Origin of the sequence: Pseudomonas sp. RIT-PI-S (genome assembly GCF_025642975.1) — a bacterium.
In the GTDB taxonomy this organism is placed as follows: Bacteria; Pseudomonadota; Gammaproteobacteria; order Pseudomonadales; family Pseudomonadaceae; genus Aquipseudomonas.
In genome coordinates this window covers 95,997-115,996 of sequence record NZ_JANZKJ010000015.1, presented here as the reverse complement: position 1 = coordinate 115,996, position 20,000 = coordinate 95,997, and the positions used below count along the sequence as shown (strand labels likewise).

Sequence of the window (20,000 nt, the reverse complement as noted above, 5' to 3'; positions counted from 1 at the left end):
CAGAGGGAGTCAGGAGGTCGCTTGAGTACCAACATCATTACCCGCAAGGGGTTCGACGCGCTCAAGGCCGAGCTCGATCAGCTGTGGCGGGTGACCCGCCCGGAGGTCACCCAGAAGGTGCAATGGGCCGCCTCCCTTGGGGATCGCAGCGAAAACGCGGATTACCAGTACAACAAGAAGTTGCTGCGCGAAATCGACCGCCGGGTGCGATACCTGCGCAAACGCCTCGAAGACATCAGGGTCGTGGATTATTCGCCGCAGCAGGAGGGCCGCGTGTTCTTCGGTGCCTGGGTCGAGGTCGAAAACATCGACGGAGAGGTCCGCCGCTTCCGCATCGTGGGCTACGACGAGATCTATGGCCGCAACGACTACATTTCCATCGACGCTCCCATGGCCCGGGCCCTGCTGAAAAAAGAAGCCGGCGATGAGGCGATGGTGCCCACCCCCAGTGGGGAAGCCTGGTGGACCATCAACGCCATCGAATACGAGCCTTGACCGCCGCGCCCGCAGCTGGCGCTCAGCGCAGTGTGAGCAGCCCCTGGCGAGCGACCCGAATGAGCTGGGCAATCAGCGCCTGCGCCTGCTCGGCCGAGGGTGACTGAACCACGGCGAGGTCGAAGCGGTTATCGGCGAAATGCGCCAGGGACTGCCCTTGATCTACGAACTGCACCGAAAACGGCACTGACTTTCCATTACGCCGTGGCCAGCCGTCGAGGCAACGCAACAACGTTGGCTGATGACGGCCCGCGAGCAGAATGCAGGGGGTGTGAGACTTGGGCGAGGAGCCTGGCAAGGGAGCCAGGCAAACGATGGAGCGCGGACAACTCATGGATGGGTACTCTGCCTCACGGATTCCGCCGGGCAGGTGCGAGGCGGCACCGAGCCAGCGCTTTAGCGGTATTTGAGGCTTTTGGCAAAGCCCTCGCGCCCCGCAAGTAGCTGTCTAAATCGGCGCATGTAGGGGATCCTAGTGGTGGTAGCCACGGGTGTCAACTCGCCCTAACGGGCTCTCGGCTCCAGGCTGTCGCGGGCGCGATCGAATGCCAGGTAGTACTTGTTCACGTTGTTCACGTAGCTCACCGGAGCAACCCCGACGTTCTCCATGGCAATCCGCTCGACCTGGAAGAACCAGCGGTTCGGGTCCAACCCGCGTTGCCTGGCCTGCGCTCGAAACCGCTGAACCCGCTCCGGGCCAAGGTTGTAGGCGGCCAGCACGAACGCCATCCGCTCGCGCTCATCCAGCGCCTTGCTGTTGAAGAAGTTACGGCGAATCAGCGCCAGGTATCGGGCCGCCGCCTTTACGCTGTCATCGAGCTCGCTGACACTCTTGACGCCCACCCGCCGCGCCGCGGCTGGCGTGATCTGCATCGGGCCGCTGGCGCCGCTGCTGCCGCGGGCGGTGGGATCCAGGTCAGACTCTTTATAGGCCAGCGCGGCCAGGTCGAGCCAGTCCAACCCCTGCTCCCTGGCATTGCGCTGCAGCACCGGGCGCAGGGCCTCCAGCCGTGCCCGGTCGTCGCGGTCGAGCGGGTATTGGGTCTGATACAGCCCGCGACAGCCGTCCAGCAAGGCCTTGTCTTGGTTTGCCGGCGGGCGGTACTGGCCAAGGAACTGGCGAACGCTGTCGCTGAGTTGCGGCGCGTCGCCGCGTACATACCAGCTCATGGGCGCGGCCGTATGCAAAGGCAGCCGGCGCTCAATGCGCAGATCGGGCATCAGCTTGACCCAGCGCTCGGCGATCGGCTGCTCGACCAAGGTCATCGAATAAACGCCAGCACTCACCATGTCCAGCACGTCCTCTACGCCAAGGCTGGGATCGGCCCATTCCACGGTGATCGCAGGCCGGTGCCGTGCGGCCAGTTGCACGTTCGCCCGGTTGATCGCCTCCTCGGCCGCACTGCCGGCCACCAGCACGATACGTTTACCGGCGAGTTGGTCGAGGTTGGCATAAGGGCGGTGCTTGCGTGGCTGCACCAACACCAGCGGTGTATCCGCTGCCGTGGTGGCGGCAGAGACCGACTGCGCGCTGGTGGCCGGCAGCAGTTCCCCCGGCGCGGCAAGATCAGCCTCGCCGCGCTGCAGTGCGCCGAGCAACTGCCCCTTCGGCCGGGGCACCGCCTTGAGATGAATGCGCGGATGCGGCCCAGGCTGGCTGTTGAGGTAATCCTCGAAGGCTTGCAGGCGCTGGTCTTCAACGCCTACCGCAGCCCCTGCGATGGTGGCGGAGCTGTTGCGACTCTGATTGACCACCACCCGCAGCACCTTGGCTTGGCGGATTTGCGCGAGGTCATGGGCAGGCGGCACGGTGCGCCTGGGCTCGGCCAGCGCAGCGGTAGACGCCAGTATGAGCAATGAGCAAGCAGCCAGGGACAGCCCCCAGCCCGCAGCGGGACCTTTCATGTGTGCTCCGAGGTAAAAAGCTCGCCCGCGGCGTGAACCACGGGCCTACCAAAACCGCGCTGGCTTGCCAACGTCGGGTTTTATTTATAGGGGTAAAGCTTTGGTATGCTTTCCGGCCTCAGCCTGAAAGGAGCCACCATGCAACTCATCGACATCGGCGTCAACCTGACCAACCCGGCATTCGACGAGCAGCACGGTGACCTTCTGCAACGCGCCATCACTGCTGGGGTAGCCCAGATGGTAGTGACCGGCACCAGCGGCGAGGTCAGCGAACGCGCACTCGAGCTCGCCGAGCAGCTCGACCCCCACGGCCATCGGCTATTCACCACCGCTGGGGTGCACCCCCACGAGGCCAAGGGCTGGGACGCTGACACCCAGCGGCGCATCGAGGCACTGTTGGGCCATCCTCGGGTTCGCGCGGTGGGTGAATGCGGCCTGGATTTCAACCGCGACTTTTCCCCCCGCCCCATGCAAGAGCGCGCGCTGGAAGAGCAACTGGCGCTGGCGGCGCGATACAACCTGCCGGTGTTTTTGCATGAGCGCGACGCGGCGCCTCGCCTGGTGGCCATGCTGCGGGAATGGCGGGGCCGCTTGACCGGGGCTGTGGTGCACTGCTTCACGGCAGACCGCAACGAGCTGTTCGCCTACCTCGACATGGACCTGCACATCGGTATCACCGGATGGATTTGCGACGAGCGCCGAGGCAGCCACCTGCATCCGCTGGTAGGCAGCATCCCCCGAGGCAGGCTGATGCTCGAAACCGACGCCCCTTATCTGCTCCCGCGAACGCTGCGGCCGAAGCCCAAGAGCGGCCGCAACGAGCCTGCGTTCTTGCCAGAAGTGCTGCGTGAAGTGGCCCATCATCGGGGCGAAACCGAGGCGGACCTGGCCGCTCATACCAGCGCGACCGCTCGTGCATTCTTCCACCTCCCCACGCCGCCAGCCTCGCACTGAGCCCGGCCGGGGGCGCTAATGGTCGGATCGGTGAAACTTCTGCCCTTGCTATGGCGCCCATAGTTAAGGTCGATTCGCTTGAACGCACTCATTGCGCTAGCCTTTGACTATGAATCATTCGCATCCGCAACGGAGTCAACACCATGCTTAGACGCCTCGCTTGCCGTACCGCGGGCCGTATGCCCGGCAACTTCACATCGGTCGCCGGGAACACATCGGCCATGATGTTCACCCTGCCCCTGCTGGTGATTGCGCTCTCGCTGCTTGGCTTGGGCCTGACCACTGCCAACCCGCTGGAAGCGGTTATCGGCGCGCTCTGCCTGATCGCTGCACTAAGCAAGCCGGGCGCGCGCGCGGCGTGATAGCGCTGATCCGCCGCCAGCTTGCTCTTCAGCTTGCACTAAAGCGATAAAACGTCCCGCCTGTTCAGGTGGCGAGAGCGTGCAAAGCCCGCGAACCTTCGGCGCCCGAGGTTCGAGGTTGCCCCAGGAGGGCCGCCTCCCGCGCCTGCACCGCCCCGTCAGCCAAACACCGTCACAGTCTGCCGGCTAAGCGCAAGCAACTGGCCGCCCTCGCTCCACAGCGCCGCCGAGGTATGCCCGTAGCCATCAGCCGCGTGCTCGATCACTGCCTTGTAGCGGTACCACGCCTGGCCATCCAGCGGTGGAACCGGCTGCATGAACTCGATGGTCCACGTCAGGGTGCTGCCCGCGGCGGGGGCTTTGAGATGGGGCAGCACGGCCGGCGGCCAGGCGTCTACCAGCGCCAGCAGATGGGCTTCGTTCAATGCCGAGGGCTGGCTTTCCCCTCGCAGCTGCACCCAACCGCCGATGGCCGGGGAAGGCGTACCACTGAACGGCAGGCCGCCGATGCCCCAGCGCATCGGCACATGCCGAAGGTACTGCGGCGTCACCCCCTCGATGTATTCCAGGGCGAAGCACTCAGGCACAGGCTTGATAGCTGGCGCCGGCATTGAACTGAGGCTTACCACCGACGATCGCGCCGCACCGAAGCTGCCCTGCATCAAACTAACGATTTCCCCGTGTTGAATTGCCCGCGCCTGCAGCGACACCACCGACTTGCCTGAGCGCAGCACGTCTACCTCGAACGCCGTCGGAGTATCCAACGCAGCAGGGGCGACAAAACTGATCGCCAGCGAGCGCACTGGGCGGTCTGCCAGCCCTTCCCCGACCAACCGCAGGCGCATGGCTTCGTACAGCAATGCGGCCATCAGCCCACCGAACGCCGCCCGCCCCTGGGACCAGTCCGGCGGAATGCACACCGAGGCGGGGTTAACTTGCAACGCGCGCAGCAGCTCGCGAAATTCCATGGCAGCGTCCTTGGCAGCGGAGTGGTTCAGCGTTTTGCCATGGCCTTGCGCAGCCGCGCAAGGGCCTGGTCGGCAGACTGCTCGGCCTTGGTCAGCTCTGCCTGCCATTGTGGCCGATTTGCCGCCAGGGCCGGCTGAGCGTCTGCCTGATGCAGCCACTGCACGCGGTCATGCCAATCACCCAGCGCCCCTTGGGCCTGCTTCAGTGCCTTGAACAAGCCCTTGGCGACCGGATCATGCTCGGGGTAAGCCTCGCCGCCGTAACGCACCCGTTTGATCAATAACCGCAGGCGATGGCGATCATGCTCAGGATCGTCCATGGCCTTGGCCAGCTTGCGCCACTGCTTGGCCAGCGCCTTGTGCAGGGTGGCGTCCAGCTTGCGTGCGACCCCGTAGTAGGCCGATGTGCGCAGCAGCGGAACGATAGCGTCCAGCAGCCGCAGCAATTGGCCCACCTCGGTGCTCGCCGCGACCTGTGGGTAAACCTCGGCGGACGGGCGCGCCTGCTGGTGCAAGTGCGCGGCCAGCACCTCGTCATCGCGCAGCGGCGTGGTCAAGGTACCCAGGCCACGCGCGGCGTCCTCCAGGCGGTCGATGCCTGGCAGCCCCCGCAGGGGCCGCAGCAGGCTGCGCAGGCGGCGGGTATTGGTGCGCAAGTCATGCAGCGCCTCGCTGTCGGTCGCCTCCGCCAGGCGCGCCTGGCACCCAAGCAACCGCACCTGTGTAGCAATCAGCCGGGCAATCACCCGGTCCAGGGTAGAAGACATCTATCAGCTCCGATCATGAGGTGAATGTCGCCCTTGGCGCAGTTGCCGCTTGAGCACTTGCAGCGCCAGCTGGGCGTGGCGGTCGGCCTGCGCCTGGGCGCCGTAGCGCGCCGCGCCAAAGGCCTGGGCGAATGCCTGGATGGTTTGCGCCTGCGCGGGCAATGCTGCGCTGGCCCGCGCGGCGAACGCATGGGGCCCTTCTCCAGGCGAGCGCAGCAGCCCGTGACGGCCCAGCATTCGCTCGAACGCTTGGAACCGCCGTAGTAGAGGGTCGGTTCGGCGCCGAGCCGGGCGTAACAGGGCGAGCGCCAGAATCAGCAAGGTAATGCCGCCCCCCAGGGGCAGCACCCAGCTGGCATAGCCGGCGAACCACTGGCTGAGCCACTGCCGCTGCTGCGCTTCCTGATAACTCAGCACCCAGCGTTCCCAACCATAGTTGAGGTTTTCCCAACCCAGGCGCAGTTCATTGAGCCAGGCGAACTGACGGTAGCGCAGCGCGGAGAACGGCGAGCCTGCGAGAAAAGGCTCATCTGCTGCCAAGGCTTCGGCCAGGCCGGCCTCTACCCGTTGAGGGGCGACCGCCGCGGTAGGGTCGACGCTGGTCCAGCCCAGGCCTGGGGCCCAGTACTCCACCCAAGCGTGGGCGTCGTATTGGCGCACGCTCAGGTAGCTGCCTCGAGGATTGAATTCTCCACCCTGGTACCCGATCACGATTCGCGCTGGCACGCCCATGGCCCGCAACAGGAAGGTCATGGCCCCGGCGTAATGCAGGCAAAACCCGCGGCGGCTGTCGAAGAGAAAGCCATCGATACTGTCGGCGCCCAAGGGGTTGGGGCGCAGGGTGTAGTGGAAGTCCTGCTGGTTGAACATCCGCAGCAACGCCTGCACCCGCTGCGGCCCCTCTGGCGTGGCGGCGGCCAGCGTCTGGGCAAGTTCGCGGCTGCGCGGATTGCCCTGCGCCGGCAATGCCAATGCCGGGCGGCGGGCCGCGTCGGCCAGGTTCGGCTCACGCAGGGCCTGCGGCCAAGCGCTGGCCTCGTAGCTCAATGCCTGGTCGATCACCCGCGGGCGCTGCCAGCGAAAATCATAACCCTGGCGGGCATTGGTGCCTTCCAGGCGACCAATGTCGAGCATGAACAGCCAGGGCTGGCCACTTGCTTCTTCGATCACCCGATAACGATAAGCCGGGCCCTGTGGCTGCCAGTCTCCGGCTTTGCGTACCGCGCCGGGATCGCTCTGGGTCCAGCGGCTGCCATCGAAGCGGTCCAGGGTCAGCGCGCGCCAATAGAGGCTCTGACGAGGCGGCACCGGGCCGTCGAAGGACACGCGGAAAGCCAGCTCCGCAGACTGCGCCAGCTCGGCGATGTCCCCGGGGGCAACCGTATCGCTGAGGCCGGTACGGGCGCGGTCGCCTGGCATCGGCAGGGACCACAAGGGCCCGATACGGGGGAAAAACACGAACAGCAGCAACAGCAACGGCAGTGCCTGGGCCAGCATCAGCCCCGCGCGCCTCAAGGGGGCAAACGGCGGGCGATGGCCCGCGGGCAGTTCGAGGGCCACCAAGGCCGCCAGTAGTGCACACAGAGGCAACAGGCTGTACAGCGCCCACGCCAGGCTGGCATCGAACAGGTAACCCACCGCCAGGCAGAAAAACCCGAGCATCACCACAACACGAGCATCCCGCGAGCTGTGCACCTCCAAGAGCTTGAGCACCGACGCCGCCACCAACAAAGCCGCCGCGAATTCCAGCCCGATGACCGTGCCCACCGACACGTACAACGCCGCCAGGGTCGCGACCAATAGCGCGAGCTTGAGCACCCTGCCGGGCCCAGCCGAGCGGCGACGCGTCAACTCTGCCCGCCAGGCACTGCAGGCGAGCCACAGCCCGGCCAGCCAAAGTGGCACGTTGAACCATAGCGGCACCAGCACCAGCGCTTCCGCGCCGAGCAACCACAGCAGCGCTGGCCGGGAAACACTGTGCTGAGCGTTCATGCGCGCTGCCCATACAGGGCCAGCGCGCGCAGGCTGGCCTCGCGATGGGGTTCGTCAGCGGCGGCGGCCAGGGCCAGGCCCGGCAGGCGTAATGAAAAGGGCCTGCCTTCCCGGGAGAGCTCCAGCACCCAATGGCAGAGCACCGACAAGCGCTCCTCCGCTGGCCCGGGGAGCGCGTCGAAGTCCAAGGCGGGGTCTCGCCCGCCCACCTCGGCGAACGCCTTGATCAGCAAGGCTTGGCCCCGTGAATAGGCCTTCCAGTGCAGGCGCCGCCAGGAGTCGCCCGGGCGGTATTCCTGCAGCCCCTGGAAATCATCGACGCCGGTGTCGAGCAGGTGCCAGCCATGATCTTCGGCATCGGCGGCCGGGCCACTGCGCGGCGGCATCGGCCCCGCAGTGGCTTGCGGGTACACCAGCACCCGCTGGCCCAGGTCCACCCAGCTCCAGGCGCGCACCAGCCCGAGCGGAAAGCGGGTTTCCAGGCGAATGCGTGGCGCTTGCAGCCAGCCCCGCCTGGCTGTGGCCAAGGGCAGCTCCACGCGTTGCCCGTGCCCGGGCGCAAGGTCACAGCGCTGCAGCTGCGCTGCGGTCCAGCCTAGATAAATGGCCTGGTGTTCACGCCCGCGGCTTTCCAGGCCAAGCGCCACCCGGGCCTGCTCGCCGGCGAACACCGGCGCCGGCGGCACCGCGGCCAGCTCCAGGCCGCCGAGGTTACGGTAAGTGTGGAGGATGGCGACCACGAACAGCGCCGCCAATGTAAATGCCAACGCGTAGGCCATGCTGTTCTGGTAGTTGATGGCCGCCAATAGCACCAGCAGCACGGTCAGCAAATAGCCGTAGCCGCTGCTGCTGGGGAGGATGTAGATACGCCGATGGTCGAGCACCACCCGCGGTGCGGCTGGGGACCGCCGCGCCTGCCACTGCGCCAGGCGCAGCCGCCAGGCCGTGCTCACAGGGCGGGCACCTCACGCAATAACCATTGCACCAGCGCGCCGCCACCCTGGCCGGTGGGGTCGGCGCGCTCGCGCAGGCGATGGCTGGCGACCGCCGGCAACACCGCCTGGATATCCTCGGGGATGACGTACTCGCGCCCGGCCAACATGGCCCAGGCGCGGCCGGCGGCGAGCAGTGCGAGGCTGCCACGCGGCGACAGGCCCGTGGCGAACTGCGGCTGGGTGCGAGTCGCCTCTACCAGGCGCAGCACGTAGTCAACCAGAGGCTCGCTGACCCGAATGGCTTTGGCGCGGGCCTGGGCCACCGCGAGCTGGCGGTGGTCAAGCAATGGCACCAGCCGCGGGAGCATGTCGCGGCGCGCCTCGCCGAGCAGCAGCGCACGTTCCGCGGCATGGGCTGGGTAGCCCAGGGACAGGCGCATGAGAAAACGGTCCAGCTGCGATTCGGGCAGCGGGAAGGTGCCGCCCTGAGTGGTGGGGTTCTGTGTGGCGATGACAAAAAACGGTTCAGGCAGGGGCCGGGTAGCGCCTTCGATGGTGACCTGGCCCTCCTCCATGGCTTCGAGCAGCGCGCTTTGGCTCTTGGGCGTGGCGCGGTTGATCTCATCGGCCAGGATCAGCTCGGCGAAGATCGGCCCCGGGTGAAAAGCGAACTGGCCACTGTCCTTGTCGAACACCGAGGTGCCGAGAATATCCCCTGGCAGCAGGTCGGAGGTGAACTGGATACGCTGAAAACTCAGGCCCAGCACCTTGGCCAGGGCGTGGCTCAAGGTGGTCTTGCCCATGCCGGGCAGGTCTTCGATCAACAGGTGCCCGTCGGCCACCAGGCACGCCAGCGCCAGGCGTACCTGGGTCTGTTTGCCCAACAGCACTTCGTTGACGGCCTCGAGGCACGCCTCCAGTGGATCAGCCATGCCCACCCCCTTTTGCTTCAGCTCTACACTGCCGCCAAAGCACGCGGCCTCACCAGGCTGTTATGGCCGCGCTACGGCTAGCGTCCTGCCCGCGACTCGCGGATATAAAAACGCGCTTTTTCCGCTTTCGTGCTGCACCCTTCGAAGGCCTCGAACTGCTGCTGAGTCTTCGCACCAGTGAGCAGTGACAGTGCCTTGGAATAGCTCACGGTGCCGGCGAAGCCTTCGGCCTTGGCCAAGTCCAGCTCGTGCCAGGCGGCATCGAGCTGCGTCCCGCAACTCTCTCGGTAGGCGGTTTTGCCGGCACAACCGGTCAACAGTACAGCCAGCAACGGCAGGCAGACCCAGGCTTTCATCTATTCGAACACTCCAGAAATCACGCAATGTGCAGATAAGACGGTACGCCCGGTAAAAAGTGCCGGGCGCCCAAGGGGGCAGGCGCGTCGTTCGCGCCCGACGAACGGTGCATTCTTAGCACATCGTCAATACGAAAACTAACCGGAGGCGGCTCGATGAAAAAAACCGTGGCACTGGTGCTGGGCTCTGGCGGCGCCAGAGGGTATGCGCACATCGGTGCCATCGAGGAGATCGAACGCCGCGGTTACGACATCCGCTGCGTTGCCGGCTGCTCGATGGGCGCGGTAGTGGGGGGGATCTATGCCGCGGGCCGCTTGGACGAATACCGCCGCTGGATCGAAAGCCTCGACTACCTGGACGTCCTGCGGTTGGTAGATGTGAGCTTCAGAATGGGTGCGATCAGCGGCGACAAGGTGTTCGGCCAGATCCGCCGCATCGTTGGCGACCTCAACATCGAAGACCTGCGCATTCCTTTCACTGCGGTGGCGACCGACCTCACTCACCAGAAAGAAGTGTGGTTCCAGGAAGGCTGCCTGCACCAGGCCATGCGCGCGTCGGCGGCCATTCCCAGCCTCTTCACACCGGTGATGAAGGGCAATCGCATGCTGGTCGATGGCGGCCTGCTCAACCCGTTGCCAATCGTGCCGGTGGTGGGCAGCCATTGCGACGTGGTGGTGGCGGTCAACCTCAACGGCACCAGCGACCTGCCCTATGAGATGCCAGTCATCGAACGCCCGGCCGCCTTCCGTACCCGCTTCGACCGCCTGCTCGATTCGCTCGGCTCGCGCATGCCGCTGCGCCGCAAACAGGCCGAGGCGGTGTTGCAGATGGAACGCAACATACTGGCGCCGGCCAGCACGGCACCCGGCCCTTGGTTTACCGAAGGCTTGGCCGAGGGTTTGGCCGAAGGCCTTGAAGAGCTCACGATGCCGTTCGGCGACGGCTTCTCCGACGGGTTTGCTGGCGATGCCGTAGAGGAATTCGCCGAGCAGGTCATCCGCGTACGGCCACGGCGCCGGCGCGATGCCGTCGACCCAGACGAAGCGGCCCCTGCTTCCGCCACTGGCGCGGTCGTGGTGGAGAACGTCGGGCCGGCCTCCCTGCTCGATCTGATCAACCAGAGCTTCGAGGTCATGCAAACTTCGCTTGCCCAGTACAAGATCGCCGGTTACCCGCCGGATGTGCTGGTCGAGGTGCCGAAACGGGTATGCCGGTTCTTCGAGTTCTACAAGGCGCCGGAGTTGATCGCCCTGGGCCGTCGGATTGCCCGGGACGCCTTCGACCGTTACGAAGGTAAGCGCTAGGCGCACCTGAAGGCTGGGCGGGTCGTCGCATCCGTGCATAATGGCGGCCCCGCCCGTCTGGAAAGCCACTGGCGCGCTCAGCGTTTTGTATCGTGGCCGATACATTGAGGAAACCGAGGCGACACGCAGTGCGCTTAACCTTGCCGCATCCTGCAGTGGCCGATCAGTGGCAAGCGCCATCGCCCGGCCCATCCTCAAGCTAGATCACCGGCCTACAGGCCAGGTTTCCAGGCAGACCCTCCGAGCATGAATACACCCCTGAGCTCCGCCCCGGAACGTGAAAAATTCCCGTCCGGTGAAGACGATAAACGCTGGAACACCCGGGCACTCATCGTTGATGACGATGTGCCGATCCGGGAGTTGCTGATCGACTACCTGGCCCGCTTCGGCATCCTCGGGTTTGGCGTCAGCGACGGCGAAGCGATGCGCCATGCCCTCAAAAACGACGCTTACGATGTAGTCGTGCTGGATCTGATGCTCCCGGGCGAGGATGGGCTGTCGCTGTGCCGGCGGCTGCGCGCCGACTCGGACATTCCGATCCTGATGCTTACCGCGCGCTGCGAACCCACGGACCGCATCATCGGCCTGGAACTCGGCGCTGATGACTACATGGCCAAGCCGTTCGAGCCGCGCGAGCTGGTGGCGCGTATCCAGACCGTGCTGCGCCGGGTGCGCGACGACCGCACCGAGCAGCGCGGCAACGTGCGCTTCGATAACTGGCGGCTGAACAGCGTGTTGCGTCAGCTCACCTCGGCCGAGGGCCTGGTGGTACCGCTGTCCAATGCCGAGTTCCGTTTGCTCTGGGTGTTCCTTGAGCGCCCACGGCGGGTGCTGAGCCGTGAGCAATTGCTCGATGCCGCTCGCGGCCGGTCCATCGAAGCGTTTGATCGCAGCATCGACCTGCTGGTATCGCGCCTGCGGCAAAAACTGGGGGACGACCCGAAAGCGCCTCAGTTGATCAAGACCGTAAGGGGCGAAGGCTACCTGTTCGACGCCCGGGAAATCGGCTGATGCGCAAGGCCGATACGCTGTTCGCGAGGCTGTTCGGCGTCTCGGTCATTGCCATCGTGCTGGCGCATGTGCTGGCCGTGATCTGGTTTCACTATTACGGCTTCCCTGGCCCTCCTGGCGGCCCACGACCGCCTGCGATGATGCAGCCGCCACCACCACCGGGGCCCCTGCTCAACCGCCCCTCTCAACCTGGCGCCTTCGACGCTCCGCCTGGCCCCTTCGAGCCACCCCATGACCGGGGGTTCTTCGATGGCCCGGTGGTTCCGCTGATGTTCCAGCTTATTACGCTGGTAGTAGCGGCCTGGTGGGGCGCGCGCTTCTTGTCCCGGCCGATCCGGCGCTTCAGCGAGGCGGCCGAGCGGCTGAGCGAAAACCTCGATAGCCCGCCCATGGAAGAAACCGGGCCAAGCGAGGCACGCAAGGCCGCGCATACGTTCAACCAGATGCAGCAGCGCATTCGTGAACAGGTACAACAACGCGCCCGTATGCTCGGCGCGGTTTCCCACGATCTGCGCACGCCCCTGTCCCGGCTTAAGCTGCGGCTGGAGCAGATCGATGACGAGAAGCTCCAGACGCAGATGCGCCAGGACCTCAACGACATGATCGGGATGCTCGATGCCACCCTGACCTACTTTCATGAGCGTCGAACCAGCGAAGCCCTGCAATGGTATGACGTGCAGGCATTGGTCGAATCGCTGTGCGAGAACGCCCAGGACAATGGCCTGCCGGCGGAGTCGCGCGGTGCCTGCGCGCCCTTGCGCACGCAGCCGATGGCGTTGCGTTCGTGCCTGAGCAACCTGCTCGACAATGCACTGCGGTACGGCGGGCATACGCTGATCGAGCTGGTCGATAGCCCTGCCCAGGTGTGTATCAGGGTGATCGATCACGGCCCCGGCATCAGCGCCGAGAAACGTGAGGCGGTGTTCGAGCCCTTCTTTCGGCTGGAGGGTTCGCGCAACCGTAACTCTGGTGGGGTAGGCCTGGGGATGACCATCGCCCGGGAAGCCGCGCAACGGCTGGGCGGGCATCTGGTGCTCGAGGAAACCCCCGGGGGTGGCCTTACGGCGGTGGTGCGCCTGCCCCGCGATTGATATCGGCGCTGGTACAGAGCCCACACACCCAGGACACGTTGCCTTGCAATGGTGCGAGGGTCGGTGAACCGCACCGGCCTAACCATCGGAGCATGTCCATGATCAGTGGCGTCAGTAGTTCCTCCAGTTACTATTACAGCTCGGCCTCGAGCAAGAGCACCAGCACCGACAAGTCCAGTTTTCAGCAGGCCCTGCTGACTAGCCTGGACACCGACGAAGACGGCAAGGTCAGCAGCGACGAACTGCAGAGTGCGCTCTCTACCGCGCAAAACAGCGATGACCCCGGCAAGGCGGGCGTGCTGGTCAGCCTGAGCCAGTCGTTCAGCGACCTGGACAGCGACAGCGACTCGAGCCTGAGCCTGGATGAGCTCTCCTCGATGGCGCCGCCACCTCCTCCACCGCAGGGAATGAACGCCAGCCAGGACGCCGCGGACCTGATCTCGAGCCTGGACAGTGACGACGATGGTGTGCTGAGCACCGACGAGCTAAGCGCGGCGATGAGCAGCGATAGCGACAGCAGCCAGTTATTCTCCGCGCTCGACAGTGACGGCGATGGGGTCATCGACACCGATGAACTGACCGCCGCGCTGACCCCACCGCCGCCACCGCCACAACAGCAGACCGCCAGCAATGATTCCAGCCAGAGCGACAGCACCCTCGCGACGGACACGATCAACCGTATGATTGCCAACTTGAGCAAGCAATACGGGCTGAGCGGTAGCAGCAGCGTCGGCGGTACGCTCAGCACCGCAGCCTGAGCCCCCCCGCCAGGAGCGGGCGGCAGCCTGCGAACCGGTACGCCAGCTTGGGGTGCCTTGGTTCGCGGGCTGCGCTCACTCCTACGCTGGCTCCCGCGCCCAATCGGTGACCAGGCGGTACCCCACCGCCAGGAAGGTTGGCCCGAGGAACAGGCCGATAAAGCCGAAGGCCAGCAGGCCACCGAATACCCCTACCAGCACGATGACCACGGGCAGATCACCACCTCGGCTGATCAGGTAAGGCTTGAGCACGTTATCCACGCCGCTGATCACGAACATGCCCCAGAGGCCGAGGAACACGGCCATCCCATAATGCTCCTGCCACACCAGCCAAGTGACCGCGGGTATCCACGCGAGTGGCGGCCCCATCGGGATCAGGCTCAGCAGGAAGGTGAAGATGCCCAGCACCAACGCCCCCGGGATGCCCGCGATCATAAAGCCGATAAGCGCAAGCAACGCCTGTGCGGCGGCGGTGCCGATCACGCCGTTGACTACCCTTTGCACGGTGTCAGCGACGAGGCTCAGGTAATACGCCCCTCGCTCGCCCATCAAGCGCTCCAGCAACCGCAGCACGAACGCCGCGATACGCGGGCCGTCGCGGTAGAAGAAGAAAGTGAACACCAAGGCGAGCGCCAGCTCGATCAGCCCACCGCCCAGCCGCGCACTGCGCGCGACCAACCAGTTACCGACCTGGCCCAGGTGCGGCTTGAGCCCTTGGAAAAAGGCGGCGCCTTGGGCATCCATGGTGGTCCACAAGCGGGCAAGCCGGTCGCCCACCAGGGGCAAGTTGGCCAGCCAGGCCGGCGCGGGCGGCAAGCCTTCAAGCTGAACATCCCGGATAAAGGCGACGGCGCCGCGCAGGTGGTCCACCAGGTTGAACCCCAGCCAAACCAACGGCAGCAGCACCAGCAACACCCACATGCCAGTGAGGATGCCGGCGGCCAGGGTTGGGCGCCCGCCCAGCATCACGCTCAACCGGCGCATCAACGGCCAGCTGGCGTAGGCAAGGATCGCACCCCACAGCAGCGCCGAAACGAAAGGCAGTATCACCCAGGTGCAGGCCACCAGCAGCAACAGCAAGGCAATCTGCATCAACAGGCGGTCGGTACTGATCATCGGATGATCTCCATTCGCAAGCCTTCACCGGCCTGTTCGCCCAGGCTCAGCCGGGTGGCACGAACCCCCGCCGCGACGAGCGCGGCCTGCCATTGCTCCGCGCCCTCGCCGTTCAGCCGCAGGCGCAGAGTGCTGTCCAGGTTGAGGGTGCGCGCCAGCACCGAGGCCCAATCCGCCGCGGGCGGCGTGGCCAGGTCCGGGAACGACAATTGGCCGGCGTCACGCAGCTCGCGCAGCAAGGTGCCTGAGGTCGGCAACACTGGCCCAAGCGGCGTCTCGGGGACAAAGGTTTCAACATGCAGCGCAACCCGGCGGTTACCACGCAGCACGCCATAAACGGCGACCAGCCTATCGGTTGCCCCCTGGGCCTGGCGGACCAGCAGGAAGCCTTGCTGGTCATCGCTGCCAAGCAGGCGTGTATTGCCCAGGATGTCGTTTGCCCAGAGGTTGCTCTCGCCGCAGTCCCGGCCTTCGCACCAGAACAACACCTGGGTATCCGCCGCCCTCAGGGCCTCCCGCGCCACCTTGAACGCCGCGCTGGCGCTGCGTTCGGCGGGCAGCTCCCAGGTGGCAGAAGCCAGTTCGCCGCGAACTTGCAAGCGCGCCTCCATGCGTAGCGCACCGCCGATGCGCCGCAGTGGGCCTAGCGGGTAAAGGCGCTCAGCAGGGGCGGGCCCGCGCTGATCGAGCAACTGACCATCGTCGGGCTGGAGGGCGGAGAGTGGGTCGACGCTTGCGCCGGCAGAAGTTGCGCCAAGCGTCAACAGCAGGCAGGGCAATAACAGCGCGCGTAACCATGGCCTTGCGCATAGGCCATGGAGCGTGCGGGATAGATACGGCATGAAGGACTCCCTGTGAACCGGCCAAGGTTCGGCAGTCCATGCCGTCAAGTCAAGGCGAGGTAAAGAAAGGATTGATACAGGCTGCTACACGATCGGCTCCCTGCTCATCATCCAGGTGCAGGTGATGCCCTCCTGGCAAACGGACCTGTTCGAAGGGCAGGCGTTCCAGCAGGTCGTTGCGTTTGGCCAATAAGCCTTGCTCGGCAATCACCAGCAGGGCCGGGCATTGCACCTGATGAACGATTTCCAACGCTTGCGCTGGCTCCAAGCGCATGGGAGTAGTGAGGGTCAGGCGATTGTCGCTGCGCCAGGTAAACCCGCCCTCGACTTCCATCAAGCCACGGTCGGCGAGCAACTGTGCCGCGCTCTCGCTTACGGGAAGCCCGCTCAGGCTGCGCGCTCGCACCGCCTGATGGCGGCTGCCGTACAACGGTTTGCGCCGGCTACCCTGGGCCAGTTGCTCGCGCAGTGCCTTGCCCAGCCGTTGCGCTGGGTTGGCCGGCGGCGCGTCCGGTGGTATCACGCCCTCGATCAACGCCAGCCGCTCTACCCGCTCAGGCATCGCAGCGGCCAATTGAGCCGCGATGATCGCGCCCATGGAATGCCCTAGCAAAGAGAAGCGCTCCCAACCCAATTGCTCGGCGACCTGCAACACGTCCCGGGCGTATTCCCAGGGGGCGTACAGGCTGCCCGCGGGGCGATGCCCAGACAGCCCATGCCCGGCCAGATCCAGCGCCAGCACCCGCAACCCAGGCAGCCGCGGCAGCAAGCGGGCAAAACTGTTGGCGTTATCCAGCCAGCCATGCAAAGCGATCACTGGCGGCGCGTGCCGGGGCCCGTGCAGCAGGCCCGCCAATTCGATGTGCTCCAGGGGCAGACGTACTGCTTCGAAGGCCTGCGTCATGGCACCAACGCCTCGGCCTGCCAGCGGCGCAGCACACCACGTACCAGCTCGGCGGTCTGCAGCGGTTGCTCCAACGGGAACATGTGCCCGCCAGGCACCAGGTGAAACTCTCCCCGCGGCAACCGCCTGGCGTTGCGGGCGTGATGGCGCAGCACCACCCGGCTGCGCTCGCCGCCGACCACCGCCACGGGCAACGCCAGGCGGCTCGGCCGCCCTGGGCTCACATGCGGAACGCTGCGATAAATGCGGATTTCCGTGTCCGGTTCGAACGCCAGGCGCAGGCCGTCGCCGTCTGGCTTGAGCCCATGCTCCAGATAGGCATCCAGGCACTCTGGGTCGAAATCCTTGAACAGCGGCTTGCTCAGAAAATAGTCCCGCGCACTGCTTTGATCCTCGAAGCGGTCTCGCCGCCCCAGGGTGCGGCCAGCCGGTGTGATGCGGTCAATCAAGCCAAAGCGCTTGGCGGCGCGAATGAGCCACTGGTCGCTGCTGCTGAGCAAGGGGGAATCGAGCATGATCACCCCCCGGTAGAGCTCGGGATGGCGCAGGGCCGCGTGCAGATGCAGCACGCCCCCGAGGGAATGGCCCACGCCCCATACCGGCGCGCCCACTGCGCGCAGATGATGGAGCAGCTCATCGACCAGCGCTTTCCAGTTATCTTCCACGGGAAAGCGCGGGTCATGGCCATGTTGCGGCAAGTGCCGCACGGCGAACTCTGGCGTGAGCGCCCCGAACAGCTTGCCGTAGGTCGCCGAGGGAAAACCGTTGGCATGGGCGAAAAAAAGCGTTTCCGGCATGATGTGCGGCCCATTGAGCAAAGGCCCCGATTGTCGCCACCGTGCCTGCGGCCGACAACACGCGAATCGGCCATCGAAGAGGGCAGGTCAGCCAGCGGGCGGTGTCTGCGCCAAGGGCATCACCGCCACCGTGAGGCGAGAAATGCAGCTGGGCTTGCCCTGGCCATCCACCAGGCGGATATCCCACACGTGGGTGCTGCGGCCGATGTGCACCGCCCGGGCGGTGGCGGTCACACGCCCCTCACGCACGCCACGCAAGTGGTTGGCGTTGACCTCCAACCCCACGCAATAGAAGCGGCTGGCGTCCAGGCAGAGCATGCTGGCCGTGGAACCGACGCTCTCGGCCAACACCACCGAAGCACCGCCGTGCAGCAACCCGAACGGCTGATGGGTGCGGGCGTCCACTGCCATGCTGGCGGTGATGAAGTCGTCGCCGAAGGCTTCGAAGCGGATGTCCAGGAGTTCGCCGATGCTGCCCTTCTGCCGGGCATTGAGTGCATCGAGGTCTGGGAGGGTGTGCCACAAGCTCATGGGCGATCCTTGTTCAGTGAGAATGGCGCAGGCTGCGCAGTGTCATCAGGCCGGGTAGCGGCGCGGCGCCTTCAAGCTGCGCCAGGCTTGCCGTGCCCATGGAATAGGGGCTGGATCGGTCCCCACGATCGAGCAGGCCCAGCAGCATGCCTACCAGAGGCTGGTGGCTGACAAGCAGCAGGTTGCTGACGCTGGCGCGGTCCAGTTCGGCCAGTACCTGGTCCGGATCGCTGTCAGGCGTCAGCCAGGCGGCCGTGCGCATTTCCACGCGCTGGCCGAGCGCCGTGTACACCAGCTGTGCAGTCTGCTGAGCGCGTACGTAGGGGCTGACGAGCATCAACTCGAGCGGCTCGCTCATGAGGTGAACAGCGCTGCGCAACACTTGCTCACGGCCCGCCTGGGTCAAGGCGCGGCTGGCATCTGTGGGGGCGGTGTTGGCCGCCTCGCCGTGACGCAGGATCCATATCGTCTTGGCGCCAGGCGCAGTCACAGCGGTGGCTCCTGCTTGTCCATGGCAGTAGGCGGAGTGGGCGCGGCGCGCTCCCCTTCGCCCTGGGCAGGCCGCGCCGCCGGCCAGTCGGCGAACGGCCAAGGCTTTTGCTCGCTATGGAAGCAGCCGAAGCGGCCTATCTGCGCCAGGTACCGGCTGAGGCTGTCGCCGAAGTTCATGAGCCCGGCGTTCGGGGCGGCGTACACCAACCGCGAGATGAGCTGCACCAGCACCACGGCGCCAAGCACCAGCTGAGCGACCTGCCATACCAGCAGGAACAGCAGCATCCAGATGACCCGCAGGGCGATGGACTCCTGCTCGGGCTGAAAACGGGGTGAGTTCATGATCGTTCCTCAATCGAAACCGCTGGCGGGAATGAAGTCCACATCGGTCTTGGGTTCGCCGCGCATCAGCAGCTCGATGACCTGCTCAAGGGTGCGCCCTTCGAACAGGATCGCATGCAGGCCGGCGACCAACGGCATGTAGACCTGCAATTGCGCCGCCCTGGCCTTGAGCACCTTCAGCGTGTTGACGCCTTCGGCGACCTCGCCGAGGCGAGCTACGGCCTCGTCCAGGCTAAGGCCCTGGCCCAGTGCGTAACCCACTTGATAATTACGGCTCTTGGGCGAAGAACACGTGACGATCAAATCCCCCACGCCGGCCAGCCCGAGGAACGTCATGGGGTTTGCCCCCTGGCTGACGGCAAAGCGGGTCATTTCCGCGAGCGCGCGGGTGATCAGCATGCTGCGGGTGTTCTCGCCCATGTTCAGCGCCGCGGCCAGCCCGGCGATGATCGCGTATACGTTCTTCAAGGCACCGCCCAATTCGACCCCAAAGCGGTCGTTGCTGGCATACACGCGGAACCTGCGACCGTGGAGCGCCGCCTGCACGGAGCGGCAAAGGGCTTCGTCGGCGCTGGCGACCACGGTAGCGGTGAGCGCGTGCTCGGCGATTTCACGCGCCAGGTTGGGGCCAGAGAGCACGCCCAGGCGCGCGGCCGGTGCGATTTCCTCGAGGATTTCGCTCATCAGCTTGAAAGTGTCGGCCTCAATACCCTTGGTCAGGCTGACCAGCATTTTCCCGGTCAAGGTTTGCGCATGGGGCGCGAGCACCGCCCGCAGGGCGCTGGAGGGTAGCGCGACGAACAGCAACTCGCTGCCCGCCAGCACCTGCGGCAGATCGGTCAGCGGCTCCACGGCCGGGTGCAGCTTGATGCCCTTGAGGTAGCGCGGGTTCTCCCGCTGGGTGCGCATCGCCTCGGCTTGCACCGGATCGCGCATCCATTGCCAGACCCGATGGCCGTTTTCGCCAAGCAGGTTCGCCACCGCGGTGCCAAAGCTGCCTCCGCCGAGTACCGCGATCGGTTGCTGTGCAGACATAAAAACTTCCATGGAACCTAAAGAGGCGGTTGGTCATTATACGGAGCGATACTTGCAGAACCAGCCCCGGTGCCGCCATGCCGGCCCGCACCGACTATCGCCGCGCACCG

The 20,000-nt window shown here is 65.6% G+C and carries 22 protein-coding genes and 2 pseudogenes; 8 read left to right on the top strand and 16 right to left on the bottom strand.

Annotated features, from left to right (window positions below; genetic code table 11):
• The first annotated feature begins 21 nt into the window (after positions 1–21).
• Positions 22–495 carry a transcription elongation factor GreB gene (greB, locus tag OGL93_RS18890; protein ID WP_263264391.1) on the top strand — a complete coding sequence of 158 codons (474 nt, stop codon included), beginning with the start codon at positions 22–24 and terminating at the stop codon, positions 493–495.
• 22 nt (positions 496–517) lie between these two features.
• On the opposite strand, the gene OGL93_RS18885 is transcribed toward greB, so the two are convergent.
• Together OGL93_RS18885 and OGL93_RS18880 are read right to left on the bottom strand one after the other, a co-directional pair.
• Positions 518–829, bottom strand: a complete 312-nt coding sequence (locus OGL93_RS18885; protein WP_263264390.1) for a class I SAM-dependent methyltransferase — start codon at positions 827–829, stop codon at positions 518–520.
• 170 nt (positions 830–999) lie between these two features.
• Positions 1,000–2,400, bottom strand: coding sequence for a transglycosylase SLT domain-containing protein (locus tag OGL93_RS18880; protein ID WP_263264388.1), 1,401 nt, complete (start codon positions 2,398–2,400; stop codon positions 1,000–1,002).
• A gap of 138 nt (positions 2,401–2,538) precedes the next feature.
• Here OGL93_RS18880 and OGL93_RS18875 point away from each other — a divergent pair, with 138 nt between their 5' ends.
• A complete protein-coding gene (locus tag OGL93_RS18875) occupies positions 2,539–3,354 on the top strand; it encodes a TatD family hydrolase (protein ID WP_263264386.1) in 816 nt (271 codons plus the stop codon).
• Positions 3,355–3,497: 143 nt separating this feature from the next.
• On the top strand, positions 3,498–3,716 hold the full coding sequence (locus tag OGL93_RS18870; RefSeq protein ID WP_263264385.1) for a hypothetical protein: 219 nt from the start codon (positions 3,498–3,500) through the stop codon (positions 3,714–3,716).
• 158 nt (positions 3,717–3,874) lie between these two features.
• Here OGL93_RS18870 and OGL93_RS18865 read toward each other — a convergent pair whose 3' ends face one another.
• From OGL93_RS18865 to OGL93_RS18840, 6 genes are all read right to left on the bottom strand, one after another.
• Positions 3,875–4,684, bottom strand: coding sequence for a thioesterase family protein (locus OGL93_RS18865; RefSeq protein ID WP_263264384.1), 810 nt, complete (start codon positions 4,682–4,684; stop codon positions 3,875–3,877).
• Positions 4,685–4,710: 26 nt separating this feature from the next.
• Positions 4,711–5,451, bottom strand: coding sequence for a CHAD domain-containing protein (locus tag OGL93_RS18860; protein WP_263264383.1), 741 nt, complete (start codon positions 5,449–5,451; stop codon positions 4,711–4,713).
• A gap of 3 nt (positions 5,452–5,454) precedes the next feature.
• Entirely contained in the window at positions 5,455–7,443 is a 1,989-nt protein-coding gene (locus OGL93_RS18855; RefSeq protein ID WP_263264380.1) for a transglutaminaseTgpA domain-containing protein, read from the bottom strand.
• Positions 7,440–8,396, bottom strand: a complete 957-nt coding sequence (locus OGL93_RS18850) for a DUF58 domain-containing protein (protein ID WP_263264379.1) — start codon at positions 8,394–8,396, stop codon at positions 7,440–7,442. The genes OGL93_RS18855 and OGL93_RS18850 overlap by 4 nt, the downstream gene beginning before the upstream one ends.
• Positions 8,393–9,310, bottom strand: coding sequence for an AAA family ATPase (locus OGL93_RS18845; RefSeq protein WP_263264378.1), 918 nt, complete (start codon positions 9,308–9,310; stop codon positions 8,393–8,395). Before OGL93_RS18845 ends, OGL93_RS18850 begins: the two co-directional genes overlap by 4 nt.
• A 77-nt stretch (positions 9,311–9,387) precedes the next feature.
• On the bottom strand, positions 9,388–9,666 hold the full coding sequence (locus tag OGL93_RS18840) for a hypothetical protein (protein ID WP_263264377.1): 279 nt from the start codon (positions 9,664–9,666) through the stop codon (positions 9,388–9,390).
• A gap of 156 nt (positions 9,667–9,822) precedes the next feature.
• Here OGL93_RS18840 and OGL93_RS22265 point away from each other — a divergent pair.
• From OGL93_RS22265 to xopAW, 5 genes and pseudogenes are all read left to right on the top strand, one after another.
• Positions 9,823–10,509: pseudogene (locus tag OGL93_RS22265) on the top strand (patatin-like phospholipase family protein); the annotation flags it as partial.
• 192 nt (positions 10,510–10,701) lie between these two features.
• Positions 10,702–10,971 (top strand): annotated as a pseudogene (locus OGL93_RS22260) (alpha/beta hydrolase); the annotation flags it as partial.
• Between the two features lie 246 nt (positions 10,972–11,217).
• Entirely contained in the window at positions 11,218–11,982 is a 765-nt protein-coding gene (locus OGL93_RS18830; RefSeq protein WP_263264372.1) for a response regulator, read from the top strand.
• The gene (locus OGL93_RS18825; RefSeq protein WP_263264413.1) at positions 11,979–13,073 is read left to right on the top strand and encodes a HAMP domain-containing sensor histidine kinase; all 1,095 of its coding nucleotides are present in this window, start codon (positions 11,979–11,981) and stop codon (positions 13,071–13,073) included. Before OGL93_RS18830 ends, OGL93_RS18825 begins: the two co-directional genes overlap by 4 nt.
• Before the next feature lie 98 nt (positions 13,074–13,171).
• Positions 13,172–13,831: a XopAW family type III secretion system calcium-binding effector gene (gene xopAW / locus OGL93_RS18820; RefSeq protein WP_263264412.1), complete on the top strand. Its 660-nt coding sequence runs from the start codon at positions 13,172–13,174 to the stop codon at positions 13,829–13,831.
• An 81-nt stretch (positions 13,832–13,912) separates the two neighbouring features.
• Here the strand turns inward: xopAW and OGL93_RS18815 are convergent, their stop codons facing one another.
• The 8 genes from OGL93_RS18815 to OGL93_RS18780 all read right to left on the bottom strand — a co-directional run bounded on the left by OGL93_RS18815 (position 13,913) and on the right by OGL93_RS18780 (position 19,890).
• Positions 13,913–14,947: an AI-2E family transporter gene (locus OGL93_RS18815; protein ID WP_263264371.1), complete on the bottom strand. Its 1,035-nt coding sequence runs from the start codon at positions 14,945–14,947 to the stop codon at positions 13,913–13,915.
• Positions 14,944–15,789, bottom strand: a complete 846-nt coding sequence (locus OGL93_RS18810) for a DUF4892 domain-containing protein (protein ID WP_263264370.1) — start codon at positions 15,787–15,789, stop codon at positions 14,944–14,946. The genes OGL93_RS18815 and OGL93_RS18810 overlap by 4 nt, the downstream gene beginning before the upstream one ends.
• 49 nt (positions 15,790–15,838) lie before the next feature.
• Positions 15,839–16,693, bottom strand: a complete 855-nt coding sequence (locus OGL93_RS18805; RefSeq protein ID WP_263264369.1) for an alpha/beta hydrolase — start codon at positions 16,691–16,693, stop codon at positions 15,839–15,841.
• On the bottom strand, positions 16,690–17,490 hold the full coding sequence (locus OGL93_RS18800; RefSeq protein WP_263264368.1) for an alpha/beta hydrolase: 801 nt from the start codon (positions 17,488–17,490) through the stop codon (positions 16,690–16,692). Before OGL93_RS18800 ends, OGL93_RS18805 begins: the two co-directional genes overlap by 4 nt.
• Positions 17,491–17,577: 87 nt before the next feature.
• On the bottom strand, positions 17,578–18,021 hold the full coding sequence (locus tag OGL93_RS18795; RefSeq protein WP_263264367.1) for a hotdog fold thioesterase: 444 nt from the start codon (positions 18,019–18,021) through the stop codon (positions 17,578–17,580).
• 13 nt (positions 18,022–18,034) lie between these two features.
• Positions 18,035–18,511 carry a phosphohistidine phosphatase SixA gene (gene sixA, locus OGL93_RS18790; protein WP_263264366.1) on the bottom strand — a complete coding sequence of 159 codons (477 nt, stop codon included), beginning with the start codon at positions 18,509–18,511 and terminating at the stop codon, positions 18,035–18,037.
• On the bottom strand, positions 18,508–18,855 hold the full coding sequence (locus OGL93_RS18785) for a DUF4389 domain-containing protein (protein WP_263264365.1): 348 nt from the start codon (positions 18,853–18,855) through the stop codon (positions 18,508–18,510). Before OGL93_RS18785 ends, sixA begins: the two co-directional genes overlap by 4 nt.
• A gap of 9 nt (positions 18,856–18,864) precedes the next feature.
• The gene (locus OGL93_RS18780; RefSeq protein ID WP_263264364.1) at positions 18,865–19,890 is read right to left on the bottom strand and encodes an NAD(P)H-dependent glycerol-3-phosphate dehydrogenase; all 1,026 of its coding nucleotides are present in this window, start codon (positions 19,888–19,890) and stop codon (positions 18,865–18,867) included.
• Between the last annotated feature and the right edge of the window lie 110 nt (positions 19,891–20,000).

Bases quoted from the DNA above. Each gene is read 5' to 3' on its own strand.
- OGL93_RS18830 (WP_263264372.1), top strand. From the start codon at position 11,218: ATGAATACACCCCTGAGCTCCGCCCCGGAACGTGAAAAATTCCCGTCC.
- OGL93_RS18885 (WP_263264390.1), bottom strand. From the start codon at position 829: ATGAGTTGTCCGCGCTCCATCGTTTGCCTGGCTCCCTTGCCAGGCTCC.
- OGL93_RS18860 (WP_263264383.1), bottom strand. From the start codon at position 5,451: ATGTCTTCTACCCTGGACCGGGTGATTGCCCGGCTGATTGCTACACAG.
- OGL93_RS18785 (WP_263264365.1), bottom strand. From the start codon at position 18,855: ATGAACTCACCCCGTTTTCAGCCCGAGCAGGAGTCCATCGCCCTGCGG.
- OGL93_RS18875 (WP_263264386.1), top strand. From the start codon at position 2,539: ATGCAACTCATCGACATCGGCGTCAACCTGACCAACCCGGCATTCGAC.
- xopAW (WP_263264412.1), top strand. From the start codon at position 13,172: ATGATCAGTGGCGTCAGTAGTTCCTCCAGTTACTATTACAGCTCGGCC.
- OGL93_RS18865 (WP_263264384.1), bottom strand. From the start codon at position 4,684: ATGGAATTTCGCGAGCTGCTGCGCGCGTTGCAAGTTAACCCCGCCTCG.
- OGL93_RS18880 (WP_263264388.1), bottom strand. From the start codon at position 2,400: ATGAAAGGTCCCGCTGCGGGCTGGGGGCTGTCCCTGGCTGCTTGCTCA.
- OGL93_RS18800 (WP_263264368.1), bottom strand. From the start codon at position 17,490: ATGCCGGAAACGCTTTTTTTCGCCCATGCCAACGGTTTTCCCTCGGCG.
- OGL93_RS18815 (WP_263264371.1), bottom strand. From the start codon at position 14,947: ATGATCAGTACCGACCGCCTGTTGATGCAGATTGCCTTGCTGTTGCTG.
- OGL93_RS18840 (WP_263264377.1), bottom strand. From the start codon at position 9,666: ATGAAAGCCTGGGTCTGCCTGCCGTTGCTGGCTGTACTGTTGACCGGT.
- OGL93_RS18805 (WP_263264369.1), bottom strand. From the start codon at position 16,693: ATGACGCAGGCCTTCGAAGCAGTACGTCTGCCCCTGGAGCACATCGAA.
- OGL93_RS18855 (WP_263264380.1), bottom strand. From the start codon at position 7,443: ATGAACGCTCAGCACAGTGTTTCCCGGCCAGCGCTGCTGTGGTTGCTC.
- OGL93_RS18780 (WP_263264364.1), bottom strand. From the start codon at position 19,890: ATGTCTGCACAGCAACCGATCGCGGTACTCGGCGGAGGCAGCTTTGGC.
- OGL93_RS18870 (WP_263264385.1), top strand. From the start codon at position 3,498: ATGCTTAGACGCCTCGCTTGCCGTACCGCGGGCCGTATGCCCGGCAAC.
- OGL93_RS18845 (WP_263264378.1), bottom strand. From the start codon at position 9,310: ATGGCTGATCCACTGGAGGCGTGCCTCGAGGCCGTCAACGAAGTGCTG.
- OGL93_RS18795 (WP_263264367.1), bottom strand. From the start codon at position 18,021: ATGAGCTTGTGGCACACCCTCCCAGACCTCGATGCACTCAATGCCCGG.
- OGL93_RS18810 (WP_263264370.1), bottom strand. From the start codon at position 15,789: ATGCCGTATCTATCCCGCACGCTCCATGGCCTATGCGCAAGGCCATGG.